This window comes from Vibrio sp. JZG120, from assembly GCF_053890955.1.
Map to the genome: position 1 here is coordinate 166,404 of NZ_JBSRRK010000008.1, position 15,909 is coordinate 182,312.

At 43.8% G+C, this 15,909-nt stretch carries 16 protein-coding genes; 3 read left to right on the forward strand and 13 right to left on the reverse strand.

What is annotated here, in order from left to right:
- Nucleotides 1-8: 8 nt before the first annotated feature.
- The 11 genes from ACWPOD_RS16965 to ACWPOD_RS17015 all read right to left on the reverse strand — a co-directional run bounded on the left by ACWPOD_RS16965 (nucleotide 9) and on the right by ACWPOD_RS17015 (nucleotide 9,477).
- Complete coding sequence (locus tag ACWPOD_RS16965; RefSeq protein WP_006742393.1) at nucleotides 9-1,454, reverse strand: CpaF family protein; 1,446 nt, start codon at nucleotides 1,452-1,454, stop codon at nucleotides 9-11.
- A 12-nt stretch (nucleotides 1,455-1,466) separates the two neighbouring features.
- Nucleotides 1,467-2,675: an AAA family ATPase gene (locus tag ACWPOD_RS16970; RefSeq protein ID WP_048625931.1), complete on the reverse strand. Its 1,209-nt coding sequence runs from the start codon at nucleotides 2,673-2,675 to the stop codon at nucleotides 1,467-1,469.
- A gap of 12 nt (nucleotides 2,676-2,687) precedes the next feature.
- Nucleotides 2,688-3,206 (reverse strand): TadE/TadG family type IV pilus assembly protein, encoded by a 519-nt coding sequence (locus ACWPOD_RS16975; protein WP_041852895.1) that lies wholly within the window; start codon nucleotides 3,204-3,206, stop codon nucleotides 2,688-2,690.
- Nucleotides 3,203-3,667: a TadE/TadG family type IV pilus assembly protein gene (locus ACWPOD_RS16980; protein ID WP_048625932.1), complete on the reverse strand. Its 465-nt coding sequence runs from the start codon at nucleotides 3,665-3,667 to the stop codon at nucleotides 3,203-3,205. The genes ACWPOD_RS16975 and ACWPOD_RS16980 overlap by 4 nt, the downstream gene beginning before the upstream one ends.
- 1 nt (nucleotide 3,668) lies before the next feature.
- On the reverse strand, nucleotides 3,669-4,937 hold the full coding sequence (locus ACWPOD_RS16985) for a pilus assembly protein TadG-related protein (protein ID WP_109169524.1): 1,269 nt from the start codon (nucleotides 4,935-4,937) through the stop codon (nucleotides 3,669-3,671).
- A 25-nt stretch (nucleotides 4,938-4,962) separates the two neighbouring features.
- Entirely contained in the window at nucleotides 4,963-5,187 is a 225-nt protein-coding gene (locus ACWPOD_RS16990; RefSeq protein WP_012841463.1) for a hypothetical protein, read from the reverse strand.
- A gap of 13 nt (nucleotides 5,188-5,200) precedes the next feature.
- Nucleotides 5,201-6,664 carry a type II and III secretion system protein family protein gene (locus ACWPOD_RS16995; protein ID WP_006742390.1) on the reverse strand — a complete coding sequence of 488 codons (1,464 nt, stop codon included), beginning with the start codon at nucleotides 6,662-6,664 and terminating at the stop codon, nucleotides 5,201-5,203.
- 7 nt (nucleotides 6,665-6,671) lie between these two features.
- Entirely contained in the window at nucleotides 6,672-7,427 is a 756-nt protein-coding gene (gene cpaB / locus ACWPOD_RS17000; protein WP_006742389.1) for a Flp pilus assembly protein CpaB, read from the reverse strand.
- 13 nt (nucleotides 7,428-7,440) lie between these two features.
- A complete protein-coding gene (locus ACWPOD_RS17005; RefSeq protein WP_006742388.1) occupies nucleotides 7,441-8,754 on the reverse strand; it encodes a hypothetical protein in 1,314 nt (437 codons plus the stop codon).
- 61 nt (nucleotides 8,755-8,815) lie between these two features.
- On the reverse strand, nucleotides 8,816-9,304 hold the full coding sequence (locus tag ACWPOD_RS17010; protein ID WP_041852894.1) for an A24 family peptidase: 489 nt from the start codon (nucleotides 9,302-9,304) through the stop codon (nucleotides 8,816-8,818).
- Nucleotides 9,304-9,477 (reverse strand): Flp family type IVb pilin, encoded by a 174-nt coding sequence (locus ACWPOD_RS17015; RefSeq protein WP_031781043.1) that lies wholly within the window; start codon nucleotides 9,475-9,477, stop codon nucleotides 9,304-9,306. The genes ACWPOD_RS17010 and ACWPOD_RS17015 overlap by 1 nt, the downstream gene beginning before the upstream one ends.
- 330 nt (nucleotides 9,478-9,807) lie before the next feature.
- Between ACWPOD_RS17015 and ACWPOD_RS17020 the strand changes: the two genes are divergently transcribed.
- Nucleotides 9,808-10,533: a helix-turn-helix domain-containing protein gene (locus ACWPOD_RS17020; RefSeq protein WP_134647087.1), complete on the forward strand. Its 726-nt coding sequence runs from the start codon at nucleotides 9,808-9,810 to the stop codon at nucleotides 10,531-10,533.
- A 148-nt stretch (nucleotides 10,534-10,681) separates the two neighbouring features.
- Nucleotides 10,682-12,373 carry an AMP-binding protein gene (locus tag ACWPOD_RS17025; protein ID WP_167713332.1) on the forward strand — a complete coding sequence of 564 codons (1,692 nt, stop codon included), beginning with the start codon at nucleotides 10,682-10,684 and terminating at the stop codon, nucleotides 12,371-12,373.
- A gap of 68 nt (nucleotides 12,374-12,441) precedes the next feature.
- On the opposite strand, the gene ACWPOD_RS17030 is transcribed toward ACWPOD_RS17025, so the two are convergent.
- On the reverse strand, nucleotides 12,442-12,651 hold the full coding sequence (locus ACWPOD_RS17030) for a DUF1127 domain-containing protein (RefSeq protein ID WP_456232080.1): 210 nt from the start codon (nucleotides 12,649-12,651) through the stop codon (nucleotides 12,442-12,444).
- A gap of 98 nt (nucleotides 12,652-12,749) precedes the next feature.
- Here ACWPOD_RS17030 and ACWPOD_RS17035 point away from each other — a divergent pair, with 98 nt between their 5' ends.
- A complete protein-coding gene (locus ACWPOD_RS17035; protein ID WP_134647084.1) occupies nucleotides 12,750-13,700 on the forward strand; it encodes a LysR substrate-binding domain-containing protein in 951 nt (316 codons plus the stop codon).
- 118 nt (nucleotides 13,701-13,818) lie between these two features.
- Here ACWPOD_RS17035 and fusA read toward each other — a convergent pair whose 3' ends face one another.
- Nucleotides 13,819-15,909 (reverse strand): elongation factor G, encoded by a 2,091-nt coding sequence (gene fusA, locus ACWPOD_RS17040; protein ID WP_012841459.1) that lies wholly within the window; start codon nucleotides 15,907-15,909, stop codon nucleotides 13,819-13,821.

Here is a 15,909-nt window from a genome sequence, read left to right on the forward strand (position 1 = left end):
GCAATCTCCTAACGGGCTTTTTCATTGAATATTTCAAATGGTACGTCTAAGCCTCGTTTTACTAATTGGTCATGACAGCTTGGTACAATCCCTGTTGCCATGTAATCACCTAACACATTGCCTTCTTGATCGACCCCTCTTCTTTGGAAGGTGAAGATCTCCGACATGGTGATAACGTCGCCTTCCATGCCATTGATTTCTTGTACGCTGACCATGCGGCGTTTACCGTCTTCTTGGCGATCCATTTGCACGACAATATTGATGGCGGAGGCAATCTGCGCTCTCAAGTTTTTGGTCGACACATTCCAACCCGCCATCGAGAACATATTCTCAATACGGCTCAACGCATCCCTTGGTGTGTTAGCGTGAATGGTGGCCAGCGACCCATCATGACCCGTGTTCATTGCCGATAACATATCCACCGCTTCTGAGCCACGAACCTCACCAACAACTATCCGGTCAGGACGCATACGTAGCGAGTTTTTCACTAAATCGCGCTGAGATATTTCGCCTTTACCCTCGATATTAGAAGGACGTGTTTCTAAGCGAATAATATGTGGTTGTTGGAGTTGTAACTCTGCCGAATCCTCAATGGTCACAATACGTTGATCACTTGGAATGAAGCCCGACAAAATATTCAGCGTGGTTGTTTTACCAGAGCCTGTACCACCAGAAATCAGGATATTCATTTCCCCCACAACCGCAGCATTGAGAAACTTCGCCATCTCTGGAGATAACGAACCAAGCTCTAATAGGTTATCCATATTCAAACGTTCAACCGCAAAACGTCGAATAGAAACGGAAGGGCCATCAATGGCAAGAGGAGGAATAATCGCATTGAAACGCGAACCGTCTTTGAGTCGAGCATCCACCATTGGTGATGCTTCATCGATTCTTCGTCCAACCTGGCTAACAATGCGATCAATGATGTTGCGCAGATGGCGCTCATCTAAGAAGGTATGTGGCGTTTTCTCGAGCTTACCAAAACGTTCGACAAAGATATTTTTCGGACCATTGACCAAGATATCTGAAATCGTTGGGTCTTCAAGCAGCGGTTCCAGCGGCCCTAGACCAAACACTTCATCTTCAATTTGATGTATCACGCGATTGCGAGCTTCAGAGCTCAACGGGTGTGTTTGATCTTCAGCAATGAGCTGAACGACCGCTTCGCGTAACTCCTCTTTCGCACGATCTTCTTGCAAGTGCGATAGAAGCCCGAGATCCAAGGTATCCAGTAGCTTTTTGTGATAGTAGTGTTTGATCGAGAGATCTTGTTCTAGCTGTTTTTTCTGCTCCTCGATCGCTTTCATCTTGGCTTCAACAGGCGATAAAGCCCTTTGCTCATCTGACGTATCTTCGTCAGATTTTGCCAACTCGACATTCACAACTTTGGATTCTTTTGTTTCATCTACGGAATTGAAAGAACTCCCGACGCCTTTCCGTTTGAAAAACATAACTCCCCCTTACTAAGAAAATAGTTTTTTGATCCAACTTTGATTCTCTTTGGTCGGACTTTCTAATAAGTGCGATATTTCAGCCAAAGAAGCTTTCAGCGCACTATTTTTCTTAGATTGAACAATTGGGTTACCCAAATTAGCGCTCTCGATAGCAATAGCAAAATTATTAGGTACTAAATGTATCGCATGTCCACTAACTGCATTTTCAATGTCTTTCAAAGATATTGTTGATTTCTTTTCAAAACGATTAACAATCAGTTCAACCTGATGACTACTTAAACCATAGTCTAATTCTAAAGAACGTATGTAGCTGACAGCATGCTTAACCGAAGTAACATTCTGCTGCATAATTAAAAAGATATGCGTAGCCGGAGAAACAATTTGTTGATAAACATGCTCAACACCATGAGACAAATCCACAATAATATGTGAGTAAAACTGTCTCAGAATAGGTAATAACTTACTGACTTGAACTGCGTGTTTATGATTATCCTTGGTATCATTTTGGTTAAAACATAAATAATTCAAACCTGAAGGATGTTGATATACGAGACCTTCTAGTGATAACTCATCCAAATCATTAACAGAATCAATCACATCATTAATGTTGTATTTTGGCTTACAGTTTAAATAATCGGCCGCATCACTAAACTGCATATCTAAGTCAATGAGCAATACTTTACTCTTCGCATAACTTGACAGTTCTATCGCGGTGTTGATCGCCAGTGTTGTTGCACCCGAACCACCTTTTGTATTGATAAATAAAGTTAAATCGCCCATTTGTTTATTGGCAATCTTTTCATCCGCGGTCGATTTTAATAGCGGATAAAGCTCACCAAGATCAACAGAACGCGACAAATAGTCTGTTGCCCCAAGCCTCAATGCCATTTTGAGAGATGCAGTATCGTTTTCATCACCAAAGACAATCAAAGCGGTGTGATTATGCTGTAAGCTACTGTCACTAGAGTACACATGAGCCACTTTCTGCGCCCAACTTTCACCGGTTTCAATATAAATAAGATCGGGAATTTGCTTATTTTTAACAAAGTCTAAATTAAAAGACTCTAGCTCTATCCAATCAATATTTAGATTGACACATCCAGATAATTCATCAGCAATATGAATTTTAAAGTTTGACGTAGAATAAACTATCCAAACAATCAAGTTAGTTTTTAAACTTTTATATGTTTCTTCATTTATTTTAACTGGTTTCAACATAAAGCTACTCCATTAGCAATCCGTAATGACATTGGTCCCTTCGGGTCTAAGTATTCCTAAACTCTCTGCAGGCAATATAGTTTCAAAAGCTGGAGTACTCCCTACTGCATTAATTAAAGCAGCTAAAACAAAAAACTGAAAAGTATAATTTACCGCTCTTGCTCGAACATATTTAATTTGAGAAAACTGCGCATTTAATACGTCATTAGACGCTGGAGGGGTAGAAAGAAAGCCTGATACATCAACACTTGCACCAGCTTCATCAAGATAATCTATCTGTAAATTACTCGCAGAAAAGCCTGATGGATAGAGATCTGATACAGCTGGTAAGTTAGGAATGTCATCCCTATCAGCGATATAGCACACGGTAGCAAGCCTCGCAGCTCTTCGCGTTACCTCATTGACCATTTGCACCGAAAAGAAATAGATCGCAAACTCGATGATCAAAAACAGGACTAATATAACGGCCAAAGCGATGACCGAGAACTCAAGCTGCGTTACTCCTTTTTGTTTCGTTATCAATCGTTTCATGGGCCTGTCCTCATAGACGTGGTCGCCCCAATGCTAAATTGCAAAGAAGTGGTCGAAAAAGGTAAGGTCGAGAATATCGGCACGTAATTGTAAGTCGCCGATAGAGTGACCACCTTATTGGTACTCGTTGGTTGGGTAATGACAATATCATCCACACTGATATGGTCTATCACAGGTGTAGTAGAGGCAATTGGGCTTCCATACACAACGACATTCTTGATGCTGGTTTCGTCAGCAATTGACTCAAAGTTCAACGTGCCGTACGTATCAACGACGGCATACCTTGCCCCATTCTGCAGCGCTTTATTGACCTCGGTATACTGAATAAAAGCTCGGCTCACATCGATCACTAAAACGGTTAGCATCAATAGCACTGGCAAGGCGAGAATAAACTCTATGATTGCCAGCCCTTGTTGACTGCAAATATTTGGCCTTTGATGCTTTCTATTTGAATACAACATATCAAGAGGCCCCGCTAAACGGATCTTTGTACAGCTGGATACGGTAGAAGCCTTTATCTGTCGGATCCGTGCCAGTCGAACCGTTATTAATTAAACAATCATAAAGAAATTGCCCAAACACTGATGATTGACCTGAGTTACTGACTTTTTGTAGTAAAAAGAAGCAACCAAAGCCCAAAACATCAAAATCAGACTTACCTGTAGAAGCCGTACAATCTACGATAGGGATACGCAAAATCCGGCGTCCGTTCAGACCACCATCACCTGTATAACTACTGCCATCACAAGCTCCTCCGCTTTCACAAGAGCTTAGCTCCTGACGATAGTTGGCGTAATACAGATCGCCTGCGTACTCCGCATCGGTCTCAGCCAAAACATCGGGCTCTCTCACGTATTTGTCTGGTAAAACCGTTCCGTCATTTTTAATCGGTCCCGAAAAGTCGTTGAGCCTCACATTCAGTCCCTGTGCAACTGGACCTGCACTATTACCTGGTTTAGTCGTAACGGTATCGCCAATTGAGGCGCAACCGTTGTAAGCACCAGACAATGCATCACGAACTAAGGCTGCACCACTATTACCCGTTCCTTGCCCAAAATCGAGTAACTGAAAGTTTCCCGGCCCCATATCGGTGTTATTCTGATCCCCGACTTTCAGCTCATGCACTAGAGAAGGATCCATATCTACATTAGGGTCGTAACCCGGCGGACGATACCCCCATGCATCACTCACATCACCAGCAGGATCACCACACATGGCGATTGGCGTTAAATTACACGTATATGCAATCGCCGCACTTCGCCCTGCAACCGCACTCGCAGAGACCTCTTTATCAATCCCAAACAAACCACTCAAATACTGCGTTAGGCTAATATCGGTGACCGCTACGCGGACATAAATATCGTACTCCCCCAATGGCGGTGTAAAACTTGCTGCACTTACAAACGTCTGCATATCATGCGAGAATGTCACTGCTGTATTACTGTCACTAAACGTCAGCTCAGAATTTCCAGGCTCGGTTGATATTCCACTAAGCGTTGTTCTCACTGCTGTTTCAGCCTGATTCACATCCTCTGTCTTATCGGCAACGACAGCACCTGCAAGGGCTGCAGTATCGACCGCATTCTGTAAACGTGTTTTATTAAGAACTTGGTGGTTTAAATCAATACCAAACGCCGCAACGCCTAGCAGAATCAACAAAACCAAGCTTATCAACACTAAGGTAATCCCTTTCTGGGTTCGCCTTGGTGCTATATGCATATTCCTTCGCATAGCCCCTCCTAAGTGAACACATCACTTACTCATCTTTGGCTACCCCGTTGTTGTTATATACCTCTAAGCTAACTTGTGTACGCTCACCACTACCTTCCGGTAAATAACCCAAATTCTCATACCACGCTTCTGGATTAAGAGTTTGTTCAGCGCGCAACTGGCTAACCGAGATACCAAGCTCGGGGTCATTCGCACAGCCAAACAAGCCGAATGATGTGAAACAAATGGTCATTATCATTATGCTTTTCATCTTGCTCTCCCACTTATAGACTGTGCCCAAACTTGCCCTCAGAGCCACCTTCTGACGAACCGTATTGAATAAAGTTGTTGTTAGTATCTTCTTCGCTGATGTCGTTTAGCTGGTATCTATCAAAATCCAACTCAGCACCTTTACCAAGCAAATAGAACTCCACATCGTTCGGAGCCACAAAGCCATCCGTTGGCAGTGTGATTCGACGTCGATCGATTGGGGTTGCTAATCGAGGGGTGACCAGAATGACAAGTTCTGTTTCCCCTGAGGTAAACTCTTCACTCTTGAACAAGCGCCCCAAAACAGGTAAATCACTCGCTCCAGGTATGCCATCCGCGACATTACGTGCGTTTTCACTCAATAAGCCTGCAATACCAATGGTTTGGCCATCAGCCAGCTCAATCGTGGTGCCAGCACTTCGTTTGGTGATTGGCGGAATAAAGAACGTGGCATTCACTTCGTTTGGATTAAACGTCAGCACACCTGAGTTGGAGATTTCACTCACATTGACGTTCAATTTGAGGTTGATTCTCTTATCACTCAAAATAAACGGAACGAAGTCGAGTTGAACACCGTACTCTTTATAATCGATGGTAATACCATCTTCATTTGGTACTGGAATTGGGAACTCACCACCAGCGACAAACTCGGCTTGCGTACCACTTAATGCGGTAAGGCTAGGCTCTGCCAACACTTTCGCCACACCATTTTGTTTCGCCACATCAAGTGCGAAGGTAAACAAGGTATTGCTGTCGATAAACGACCCAAGAAAACCGAAATCTTCGACTGTTGGGACGTTCAAAATCGGTCCAATGCCATCAATACCGCCACCAGCAGTCGTACCACCCCAGGTAAAGTCTCCACTTCTTTGGAAAAAGTGGAAGTTTGAGTCAAAGCGTCTTACTAGTGTGCGCTGCACTTCGGCAACGGTCACTTCTAGTGTCACCTGTTGAGCCCCGCCAATAGAAAGTAGATTGATCACCATGCTGTCATCATCTTTAGAGCTGTCATCTTCTTCATCTGCCGCTTCACCCAAAGCGAAGGTTTCAGCAATTTTGACCGCAGTGTCCATGTTTTGCTGACTGCTGACCAAGCCTCTAAGTACCACTTTTTCTTGCGCACTGTGCACTTCGATATTTTCATCCGGCAAGAACTGATAAAGCTTCGACTTAAGCGTGTTTAGATCATGCGTGACTTCCACGTTAAACTGCTCAATTAACCGGCCTCGGCGATCCCACACCGACACATTCGTGGTACCTAACTTCTTACCAATAAGAAACAGCTCGTTCGATCTGAGCACTAAAATATCCAAGACTTCTGGATCCCCTAATGTCACTTTCTTCGCTTGGCCGGATATCATCAATTGGGTTGATTGGTGATGCGCAACGGTCACGACTTTTCCTGACTGCACCGTGGCTGCGTTAACAGACAAGCTGACAAAAAGTAACTGGCTAACGAGTAATATTATTGTTTTCATAATTCACCTAATTGCTGACTCGGACACTGGATGCCTGAGATCCCTTAATAATGGTCACACTAGGTCGTGGCGTGTATTTTCTTGCTACAACAGGTTTATCCACTTCATGAGGGTTGCGTAGAGCAAGTTGAATGTCGCCTTTGCTGTTCGCCGATAGGAGCTTTTCTGCCTCTTTCGGTGTTACTTCTAAAGTCACCGCACGCACAATAACGGGTTTGTTATCATTGGTTTTGGCTGTTTGGTCGACCGCAAGGACGTTGATGTTTTTAAGCACCGTTTTTGTTGTGGCGTTTTTACCTTGTCCATAACTCACGGTATTCAATACATCGACCTTATTGCCCGGTAACAAGAACCCAGCCACACCGATAACGTCATTGACACGAATGGTGATTGCTCGTTTGTTTTCAGGGATTAAAGCAGCAAGTGTCGCGCCCTCACCGGGCAATGCAAGACGATTCGAGTTAACCAGCTCGCCCGCATAAATGGTATTGGCAACAATTCTTCCCAATGCCTGTTCTTGTACTTTTAGCGTTTCATCGTCTATCCAATCCACTTCCATGAGCTTAGTAGACAAATGTTTCTCAGATAGAATGGTCCCTGGCTCTAGTTCCATGGCGGCAACTAAAACTGGGTGTCTTTCGACCTCTTCTAACTCGACAGTTGGTTGGTTTCTGCCATCCATCCATTGTTTAGCTATCAAAACGGCAGCAAGGCCGAAAACAATGGAGAGCAACAGCAACATGATGACTTGAGTCCGACTCATAATTTAGATCTCCCTATTCATCCACTGTGAAGTACAGTCCCCAGGCACGGGTTAAAATGTCTGATGAGACGACCTTCTCTTTCCCTTCGAACACCAAAATATCGCGGCTAATACCGAGTAAGTCTTTTGGTAAACAAGGGTAGTTGGCGACATCATTGTCGCGATGTAACTGACTTAACGTATCGAAAAACTCAGGCACAAGCGTCATTTGGTAATCTTTAGCAAGCGAAACCCAAAGCGCTTGATAATCTGTCAAACCAAGCGGTGTAAACTCGATCTTGTAACCCAAACGACGTAAAAAAGCGGGGTCTGCAATTTTGCTTGGTGCAAAGTTGGAGGAGAATGCCAGAGTGAGCATAAACGGCACCGTGACTTGTTGACCATTTGGCAAAGCCAAGTGGTCAAATAAGTATTCCATTGGAACGATCCATCTATTTAGCAGGGCATCAACAGGCATTGACTGACGACCAAGGTCATCAATCACCAAGATTCCGTTGTTAGCCATCATTTGCAGTGGCGCAATCCATACACGATTATGCTCGCTGTGGTTTACCTCAAGCATATCCAATGTCAGCTCACCGCCCACTTGAATGTTTGGTCTTTCACAAAGAACCCAGCGTTTGTCGTAATGCGTTTCCAACTTAACGAAAACCTGAGAATGGGAGTTGTCTAAACGACGGTGATGATGCTCTGAGAACACTTTGATGATGTTGCCATCGGCATATACGGCATAAGGAATGAATACCGAAGTGTTCATTGCATTGAGCACTCTTGATGCGACGTAGCTTTTACCGGTACCCGCATGACCATACAGCAACAAAGCGCGCCCCGAGTTAATGGCTGGTCCTAAAACGGGTATCAAATGATCCGAACCAAACACGTCAGACAGCGCTCGCTCAACATCATTGCGATTAATAGGATGCTTGCGAAGATCTTGTCCCTCAACAACCGTCCAATATTCTTCCAAAGAGACGGGAACAGGACCGATATACGGATCTTTTCTATACGCAATGTCTGCTTCTGCAAGCCCAAGCTCAGTTAAACTGTAGCGTACGTTGGAATACGATGTACTCAACTTGTCTGATGCTGGCTGATAAACTTCTACCCAACTTCGCTTTCTTAACTGCGCCAAAGCAAGCTCGACAATATTCGAAACAATACAAAGCCGTTGCGTTAATTCGATTAAGTCACATTTGGGATAGGCAGACAGATGTTTCAACACTAGGTTTTCAACAACTGAAGACGGCACGCCAAGACCCTCGACAGACGAAGGCACCTTTGGTGGATTTATTTGTGGCACGAGTTTTTCCCAATACACAGAGCCCATCACACTTCCCCTCTTGAAGTTGCCTAGTCAACTGATGCTGCATGCCATTTTTTATTATTATTTAATGGGTGTAGGAGAAATAAGCTAATCCAATTACGATTATCGGCGCGAAAGGAATGACTAACGGCTTATTAGACCTAAAGCCTGGTGTTACTTTTTCTAAGCAATACCCTTTTATCTGGTGTGATAGAGCAACACTAGTCGATGACACGTGTAACATTAGATAAAAAATGCCCACGATGCCTCCAGCAAGTATTATTCCAGTAGACGCTTCCCCAAGGTTACTCAGACCCAGCCATGCCCCTATGACGGCGAGCAACTTAACGTCTCCTCCAGCCATTACTTTGAACAGATACAGCGCGAAACACACTGCAAACGCAACCAACCCACCATATAAATGATCCAAGCCACTTGTTGCTGGGTTGTAAATTACGTTTGCAGTAACAGCAACCAAAAGCATAAGCACCGCTTTGTTTGGTATTCTGTGTTTCTGAGCGTCTGATACTCCAATCGCAATAAGCAATGACCAAATAACTAACTCGCTAACCATTACGAGCTGCTGATACGACCAGCTACTGAAGTAAACTTGTTAGACAAAGTCGTCCAGAAGCCTGAAGTCAAGAACGCTGTAACAATTAATGCCGCACCTAGAATGTACTCTAAAAGTGTTAGCCCCTCTTCATCTTCCATGAAGTCCTTGATTAGATTGCGAAAGTTATCCATATGATTATCCCCTTTAACGTATCTCGCTATTAATGATACAGGTCTCATGTGCACCTGAATCATGCTTAAACATTAGTCACCGAGAATTAGGGGGGTTAGGACTTTTTTGCCAAAGGTTGGTACTTTCTTGCCTACCTGCGCTTCAGAATCAAAATGTATCAATAACGAGACACATCACCACCAACTATGTGACACCTTTCACACTTGCAGTATGACTATATAAGCCTAAGCTTAATAAACGAAAGGGTGAGGTCTGAAGCTCAAGGAATGAGGCTCGACTGACCTCAATACATACTAACGTTGGTGTAGTACGTACTGAGCAGGATTCATATGGATAGACTGACCAAAGCTTATTGGATTGGAGAGACTCTTTGCTCGCTGCCGGAATCACTTCGCTGTGAGTTTGATAAGAGCTTTGAGATTATGGACTGTAGCAAAGATATCTCTGTGCTTAGCGATAAAGAACACAGCTATTTCTTCTACTACATGACTTGCGATCATCGAGAGCACCAGAAAGGCGTCATCACGCTCTGTGAAAATCTCGACAAAAAACTGATCGTTATACATCCAACCGGTATCGAGCCTCACTTACCGCCAAAGCATATTTGTGCGGAATATTATACGTTGAATGAAATCACCCTCCCGATTTGGCTATCACAGATAAAATTGAAATACTTTTTGCACAGCAAGGTCGACGAAGAACAAATTTCGGTCGATAAACTCTTTTCTCGAAGCGGAAAGTCGAGTTTTTCTGACGTGGTTCATTACATCGCCAATAACGTCCATAAAGACCTAAGAGAAGAGGAAGCTGCTGCGCTTTGTCACTACTCACCGAACTACTTTTCCAAAGTATTCCATCGCAAAGTTGGTATGTGCTTTCGTGATTATGTCACTGCGAAACGCATTTCATTAGCAAAGAAAATGCTCGTTGAAAATGAATCCATGAAAATTGCCTACATCGCTTATCAGTGTGGATACCGAGATGTCTCTTACTTTTCTCGAATTTTTAAGAAAAAAACAGGCCTGTCCCCAGCGAATTATCGGCAACAGTTTTAGGCGCTATTAGTACCGACTTTAGGGGTAACTAACGCTATCCTCCCCACATATTTCATCAAAATGCATTCCCGTGTCGTTATTTAACATGCTAAAGTTAACAATGCGTTAACAATTATAAATACAACGAGAAGACATGGAGTCACTAAAAATGAATCAGCCGAATCTAAACAGCGCTGCTGGTTGCGCTCTCCCACCACCAAATGAAATGATTCTCAAATGGGCTCAAGAGCGTCCAAATGAGGTCTATCTAAAACAAATTATTAACCGACAATTTGTTGAATACACGTTCGCTGATGTTGCCGATCAAGCCTTAAAACTCGTCAGTGCACTACGCAACCTCGGAGTACAGCCTGGTGACAAAGTAGCATTAGTATCTAAAAACTGTGCAGAGTGGTTTATTTGCGATCTTGCGATGATGCTTGGCGATTATGTCAGTGTGCCAATCTTTCCTACCGCCGGCGCGGACACCATCGAATACTGTGTGACTCATAGTGAAAGTAAAGCGCTCATTGGCGGAAAACTCGATGATCCTAAAGCAACCCAGCAAGTCATTGATGCAATGCCGGAGCTCATTAGTATCTCGCTCCCCTACGATACTGCGCCAAAATGTCAGTATGACTACCAAGCACTCATTGCCGATGCAATGCCAAGTGAAGAGCGTCCACAGCACTACGACGATAAGCTAATGTCTTTGGTGTATACCTCTGGTACGTCAGGATTACCGAAAGGTGCGATGCTGACCTACGGAGCGTTTAACTGGTCAGTACAACAACTGATAAACCATATCGGTATTCAAGAAAATGATCGTCTATTTTCTTACTTACCTTTGGCTCATATTACAGAGCGCGTCTACATTTTTGGCTCATCCATCATGGGTGGTGTACCAACAGCATTTCCAGAATCATTGGATACCTTTATCGAAGATGTAAAAATGCACCGCCCGACTCTGTTTATCTCAGTCCCGCGATTATGGACGCTATTCCAACAACGTATTCAAGACAAACTTCCACAGAAGAAGCTCAACATTCTATTGAAAATCCCATTCGTCAATTCTCTGATCAAGAAAAAGCTCGCAGAAGGATTGGGGTTGGATCAGGCTCGAGTATTAGGCTGTGGCTCTGCCCCGGTATCACCAGCACTGCTGGAATGGTACCACTCTGTAGGACTCAATATTACTGAAGCTTGGGGCATGACAGAATCATTTGCTTATAGCACGCTCAACTACCCATTTAGAGCTGACAAAATTGGTAGTGTCGGTAATGCTGGACCAGGTATTGAGTTAAAAATCGCTGACGATGATGAAATCATGGTGCGTGGCAAAGGGCTATTTTCTGGCTACTACAAAAATGACATTGCCACCCAAGAGTCTTTTGATTCAGAGGGCTGGCTACACACAGGCGATATCGGCTCTATCGACTCAGATGGTTACCTAACTATTCAAGGCCGTAAAAAAGATAACTTTAAAACCGCCAAAGGTAAGTTTGTCTCTCCAGTTCCTATCGAGAAAAAACTTTTCGAATACAGTCGCGTAGAGATGATGTGCCTCATCGGTTTAGGGCTACCAGCCCCGATTCTTTTGGTTGTGCCACATGATTTTCCTAACTTTGATCGGGAGCGGTACGCACGAACCACCCGCAAAGTCATTGCAAAAATGAATCAAGAACTCGCCTCTCATGAGCAAATCAAAGGCGTATTAATGATTAAAGAGCCTTGGAGCATTGAAAATGGCGTATTGACGCCAACACTCAAAATTAAACGTCATGTGCTTGAGCAAAAGTATCATGAAATTGGTCACAACTGGCCGAAAGGTGAATTGGTTGTGTGGGAAGAAGACTTATAGCCTTGTCTGCACTCCTCAATATCATTGGGGAGTGCAGTTTAATTCTGAGCTTGAATCAAACTCATAAACTACTCTCTCCAAAAAGGATTCCTCACTTCACTATTAATCTCCTTTTCATCTAATCCTATATCGTCCCAAAGATGTTCTGGTAACTCTCTCAAGTGACGACGTGTCTTGTAGTTTCTTCTCCAACTAGCAAGTTTAGAATAAATTAACTGTAATCCGGTCTGATGGTCAGCTGGTAAAGTGCGCTCACAAGTGTGTGTCATGTTTTCCATGTAACCAACTCCTATAACAATGTTGACCACTTAATAATCAGCGACTACGCTGATATCCTCAAACGATAGAATCTGCCATTGAGTTAAGGAAAACTAATGTGAAAGATCGAATGCCTCCTTTACAGGGCTTGTATTACTTCTTCGTTGCAGCAAAGGAAGGAAGCTTTAAAACAGCGGCAAAAGAATTGTTTGTTACGCCAGCTGCCATTAGTCAGCAAATTCGTCATCTTGAAGAATTTTTAGGAACGGACTTATTTGTTCGTCAGCACAGAAAAATCGTGCTCACACCTGAGGGAGAGCTGCTGTTTACTCAGGCAGAAAGAGGGTTTGCTCATTTGCAGCAAGGGGTGAGATCAATTAATCAAGATCCTAATCCTAACCACCTTTCGATATCAACACTCCCCTCTTTCGCTCACCATTGGTTAGTCCCGAAAATTACGGCTTTTCGTCAGCGTCACCCTGATATCGCCTTACTATTAGAACCAACCAATGATTTGGTGTCTTTTCAAGATAGTCAGATCGATTTGTGTGTCCGTTACGGTTTAGGAAAATACCCTAATTTAGAATCACAATGGCTAATGGATGAAGCTTTTTACCCTGCCTGTCACCCTGTATATCAGAAAGAGCACGGCATCTATCGCATTGAAGATTTAAGCAAAGCAGAGCTCATCGAAGACGTTTGGCCAGATCTGGACTGGAACATGTGGTTAGCGAGACTTGGTCATTCAGCGGCAAAGCCTGCTTTAAAATACAGTGGCTCACACTTAGTGTTAGAAGCCGCGTTATCACTACAAGGCGTAGCGCTCGTCAAACACAGTTTAGCTCATCAATATTTTCGTTCAGGCAAACTGGTCCGAATTGGTGATATAGCCATTAAACCCAAATTTGCGTATTACCTGTGCGCTCCAAAAGGCTACTTAAAGAGACCTAAAGCCCAATTGTTTGCACAATGGTTGAGAGAAGAAATAGAAACATTTGAAAAGTCAGTGATACCAGATTTTAAAACCATCGACCTCAATGTTAGTAATACTGGCTCAGCTTCAGAATAATCGGTAAACAACACCAAAGGCGTATATCAGCGAAACAAAAACGCGCTGTGTGTAAGCGGTTAGATACAAAAAGCCCCGCACTAGGCGGGGCTTTCAAGTTATAGAGTTAACTTAAGAATTACTTCTTAGCGTTACGCTCTTTAACGTCAGCAATTACTTGCTCAGCAACGTTTGCTGGACATGGTGCGTAGTGTGAGAACTCCATAGAGAACTGACCACGACCAGAAGTCATTGTACGTAGAGTACCGATGTAACCAAACATTTCTGATAGAGGTACATCACCCTTGATACGTACGCCAGTAGACGCAGCTTGTTGGTCTTTGATCATACCACGACGACGGTTAAGGTCACCGATTACGTCACCAACGTGATCTTCTGGAGTGAACACGTCAACTTTCATGATTGGTTCAAGAAGTTGCGCGCCAGCTTTAGGCATAGACTGACGGAATGCGCCTTTAGCAGCGATTTCGTAAGCGATTGCTGAAGAGTCAACTGCGTGGAAACCACCGTCGAATAGTTCAACTTCAACGTCTAGAGTAGGGAAGCCAGCTAGAACACCGTGCTCCATCATTGACGCAAAGCCTTTCTCAACTGCAGGCCAGAATTCTTTAGGTACGTTACCACCAACAACTGTTGACTTGAACGTGAAGCCAGAGTTTGGCTCACCTGGTTTGATACGGTAATCGATCTTACCGAACTGACCAGAACCACCAGACTGTTTCTTGTGCGTGTAGCTGTCTTCGATTGCTTGAGTGATAGTTTCACGGTAAGCAACCTGTGGAGCACCAACTTCTAGCTCAACGCCGTAAGTACGCTTAAGGATATCTACCTTGATGTCTAGGTGAAGTTCACCCATACCTTTCAGGATAGTTTCGCCTGAATCTTCATCAGTCTCAACTTGGAATGATGGATCTTCTGCAACCATTTTACCGATCGCGATACCCATCTTCTCAGAACCGCCTTTATCTTTAGGCTTAACTGCGATAGAGATTACTGGATCTGGGAAGATCATTGGCTCAAGAGTACATTCGTGCTTAGGATCACATAGAGTGTGACCAGTTTGAACGTTCTTCATACCAACTACAGCGATGATGTCACCAGCTTGTGCTGAATCGATCTCGTTACGCTCGTCTGCGTGCATCTCAACCATACGGCCGATACGCTCTGTTTTACCAGTTGCAGAGTTAAGTACTGTGTCACCTTTCTTCATCTTACCAGAGTAGATGCGGATAAAGGTTAGAGCACCAAAACGGTCGTCCATAATCTTAAATGCAAGCGCACGTAGTGGCTCGTCTGCAGATACAGTCGCAACTTCACCAGTTGGCTCACCAGTCTCTGAATCAGTTAGAGGCTGTGGATCAACTTCTGTTGGAGATGGTAGGTAATCAATTACCGCGTCAAGAATAAGTTGGATACCTTTGTTCTTGTACGCTGAACCACAGTAAGTTGGGAAGAATGCTAGATCACGAGTACCTTTACGGATACAACGTTTGATGTCTTCTAGAGATGGCTCTTCGCCTTCTTCTAGGTAAGCCATCATTAGATCTTCGTCTTGCTCTAGAGCAGTTTCGATTAGCATTTCACGGTATTCAGCAGCTTTTTCTACCATGTCTGCTGGAATATCTTGAACTTCGTAGTTCTCTGGCTGGCCAGACTCATCCCATACGTAAGCTTGTTGGCTTAGTACGTCTACAACACCTACGAAATCTTCTTCGATACCGATAGGTAGAGTCATAACTAGAGGTGTAGCACCTAGTACGTTTTGTACTTGATCTACAACTTTGTAGAAATCTGCGCCCATACGGTCTAGTTTGTTAACGAAGATCAGACGTGATACGTGTGATTCGTCAGCGTAACGCCAGTTAGTTTCTGACTGAGGCTCAACACCACCAGAACCACAGAATACACCGATACCACCGTCAAGTACTTTTAGAGAACGGTAAACTTCGATAGTGAAGTCAACGTGTCCAGGAGTATCGATGATGTTTAGACGGTGATCGTTCCAGAAACAAGTTGTTGCTGCAGACTGGATTGTGATACCACGTTCAGCTTCCTGCTCCATGAAGTCAGTTGTAGTTGAACCGTCGTGTGTATCACCGATCTTATGGATCTTACCAGTTAGCTTTAGGATACGCTCTGTAGAGGTAGTTTTACCCGCGTCTACGTGAGCAAAAATACCAATGTTTCTGTATTTTGATAAATCAGTCAT

Bases quoted from the DNA above. Each gene is read 5' to 3' on its own strand.
- ACWPOD_RS16970 (WP_048625931.1), bottom strand. From the start codon at position 2,675: ATGTTGAAACCAGTTAAAATAAATGAAGAAACATATAAAAGTTTAAAA.
- ACWPOD_RS17020 (WP_134647087.1), top strand. From the start codon at position 9,808: ATGGATAGACTGACCAAAGCTTATTGGATTGGAGAGACTCTTTGCTCG.
- fusA (WP_012841459.1), bottom strand. From the start codon at position 15,909: ATGACTGATTTATCAAAATACAGAAACATTGGTATTTTTGCTCACGTA.
- ACWPOD_RS17030 (WP_456232080.1), bottom strand. From the start codon at position 12,651: ATGGAAAACATGACACACACTTGTGAGCGCACTTTACCAGCTGACCAT.
- ACWPOD_RS17010 (WP_041852894.1), bottom strand. From the start codon at position 9,304: ATGGTTAGCGAGTTAGTTATTTGGTCATTGCTTATTGCGATTGGAGTA.
- cpaB (WP_006742389.1), bottom strand. From the start codon at position 7,427: ATGAGTCGGACTCAAGTCATCATGTTGCTGTTGCTCTCCATTGTTTTC.
- ACWPOD_RS16995 (WP_006742390.1), bottom strand. From the start codon at position 6,664: ATGAAAACAATAATATTACTCGTTAGCCAGTTACTTTTTGTCAGCTTG.
- ACWPOD_RS17025 (WP_167713332.1), top strand. From the start codon at position 10,682: ATGAATCAGCCGAATCTAAACAGCGCTGCTGGTTGCGCTCTCCCACCA.
- ACWPOD_RS16980 (WP_048625932.1), bottom strand. From the start codon at position 3,667: ATGTTGTATTCAAATAGAAAGCATCAAAGGCCAAATATTTGCAGTCAA.
- ACWPOD_RS16985 (WP_109169524.1), bottom strand. From the start codon at position 4,937: ATGCGAAGGAATATGCATATAGCACCAAGGCGAACCCAGAAAGGGATT.
- ACWPOD_RS16975 (WP_041852895.1), bottom strand. From the start codon at position 3,206: ATGAAACGATTGATAACGAAACAAAAAGGAGTAACGCAGCTTGAGTTC.
- ACWPOD_RS16990 (WP_012841463.1), bottom strand. From the start codon at position 5,187: ATGAAAAGCATAATGATAATGACCATTTGTTTCACATCATTCGGCTTG.
- ACWPOD_RS17015 (WP_031781043.1), bottom strand. From the start codon at position 9,477: ATGGATAACTTTCGCAATCTAATCAAGGACTTCATGGAAGATGAAGAG.
- ACWPOD_RS17005 (WP_006742388.1), bottom strand. From the start codon at position 8,754: ATGGGCTCTGTGTATTGGGAAAAACTCGTGCCACAAATAAATCCACCA.
- ACWPOD_RS16965 (WP_006742393.1), bottom strand. From the start codon at position 1,454: ATGTTTTTCAAACGGAAAGGCGTCGGGAGTTCTTTCAATTCCGTAGAT.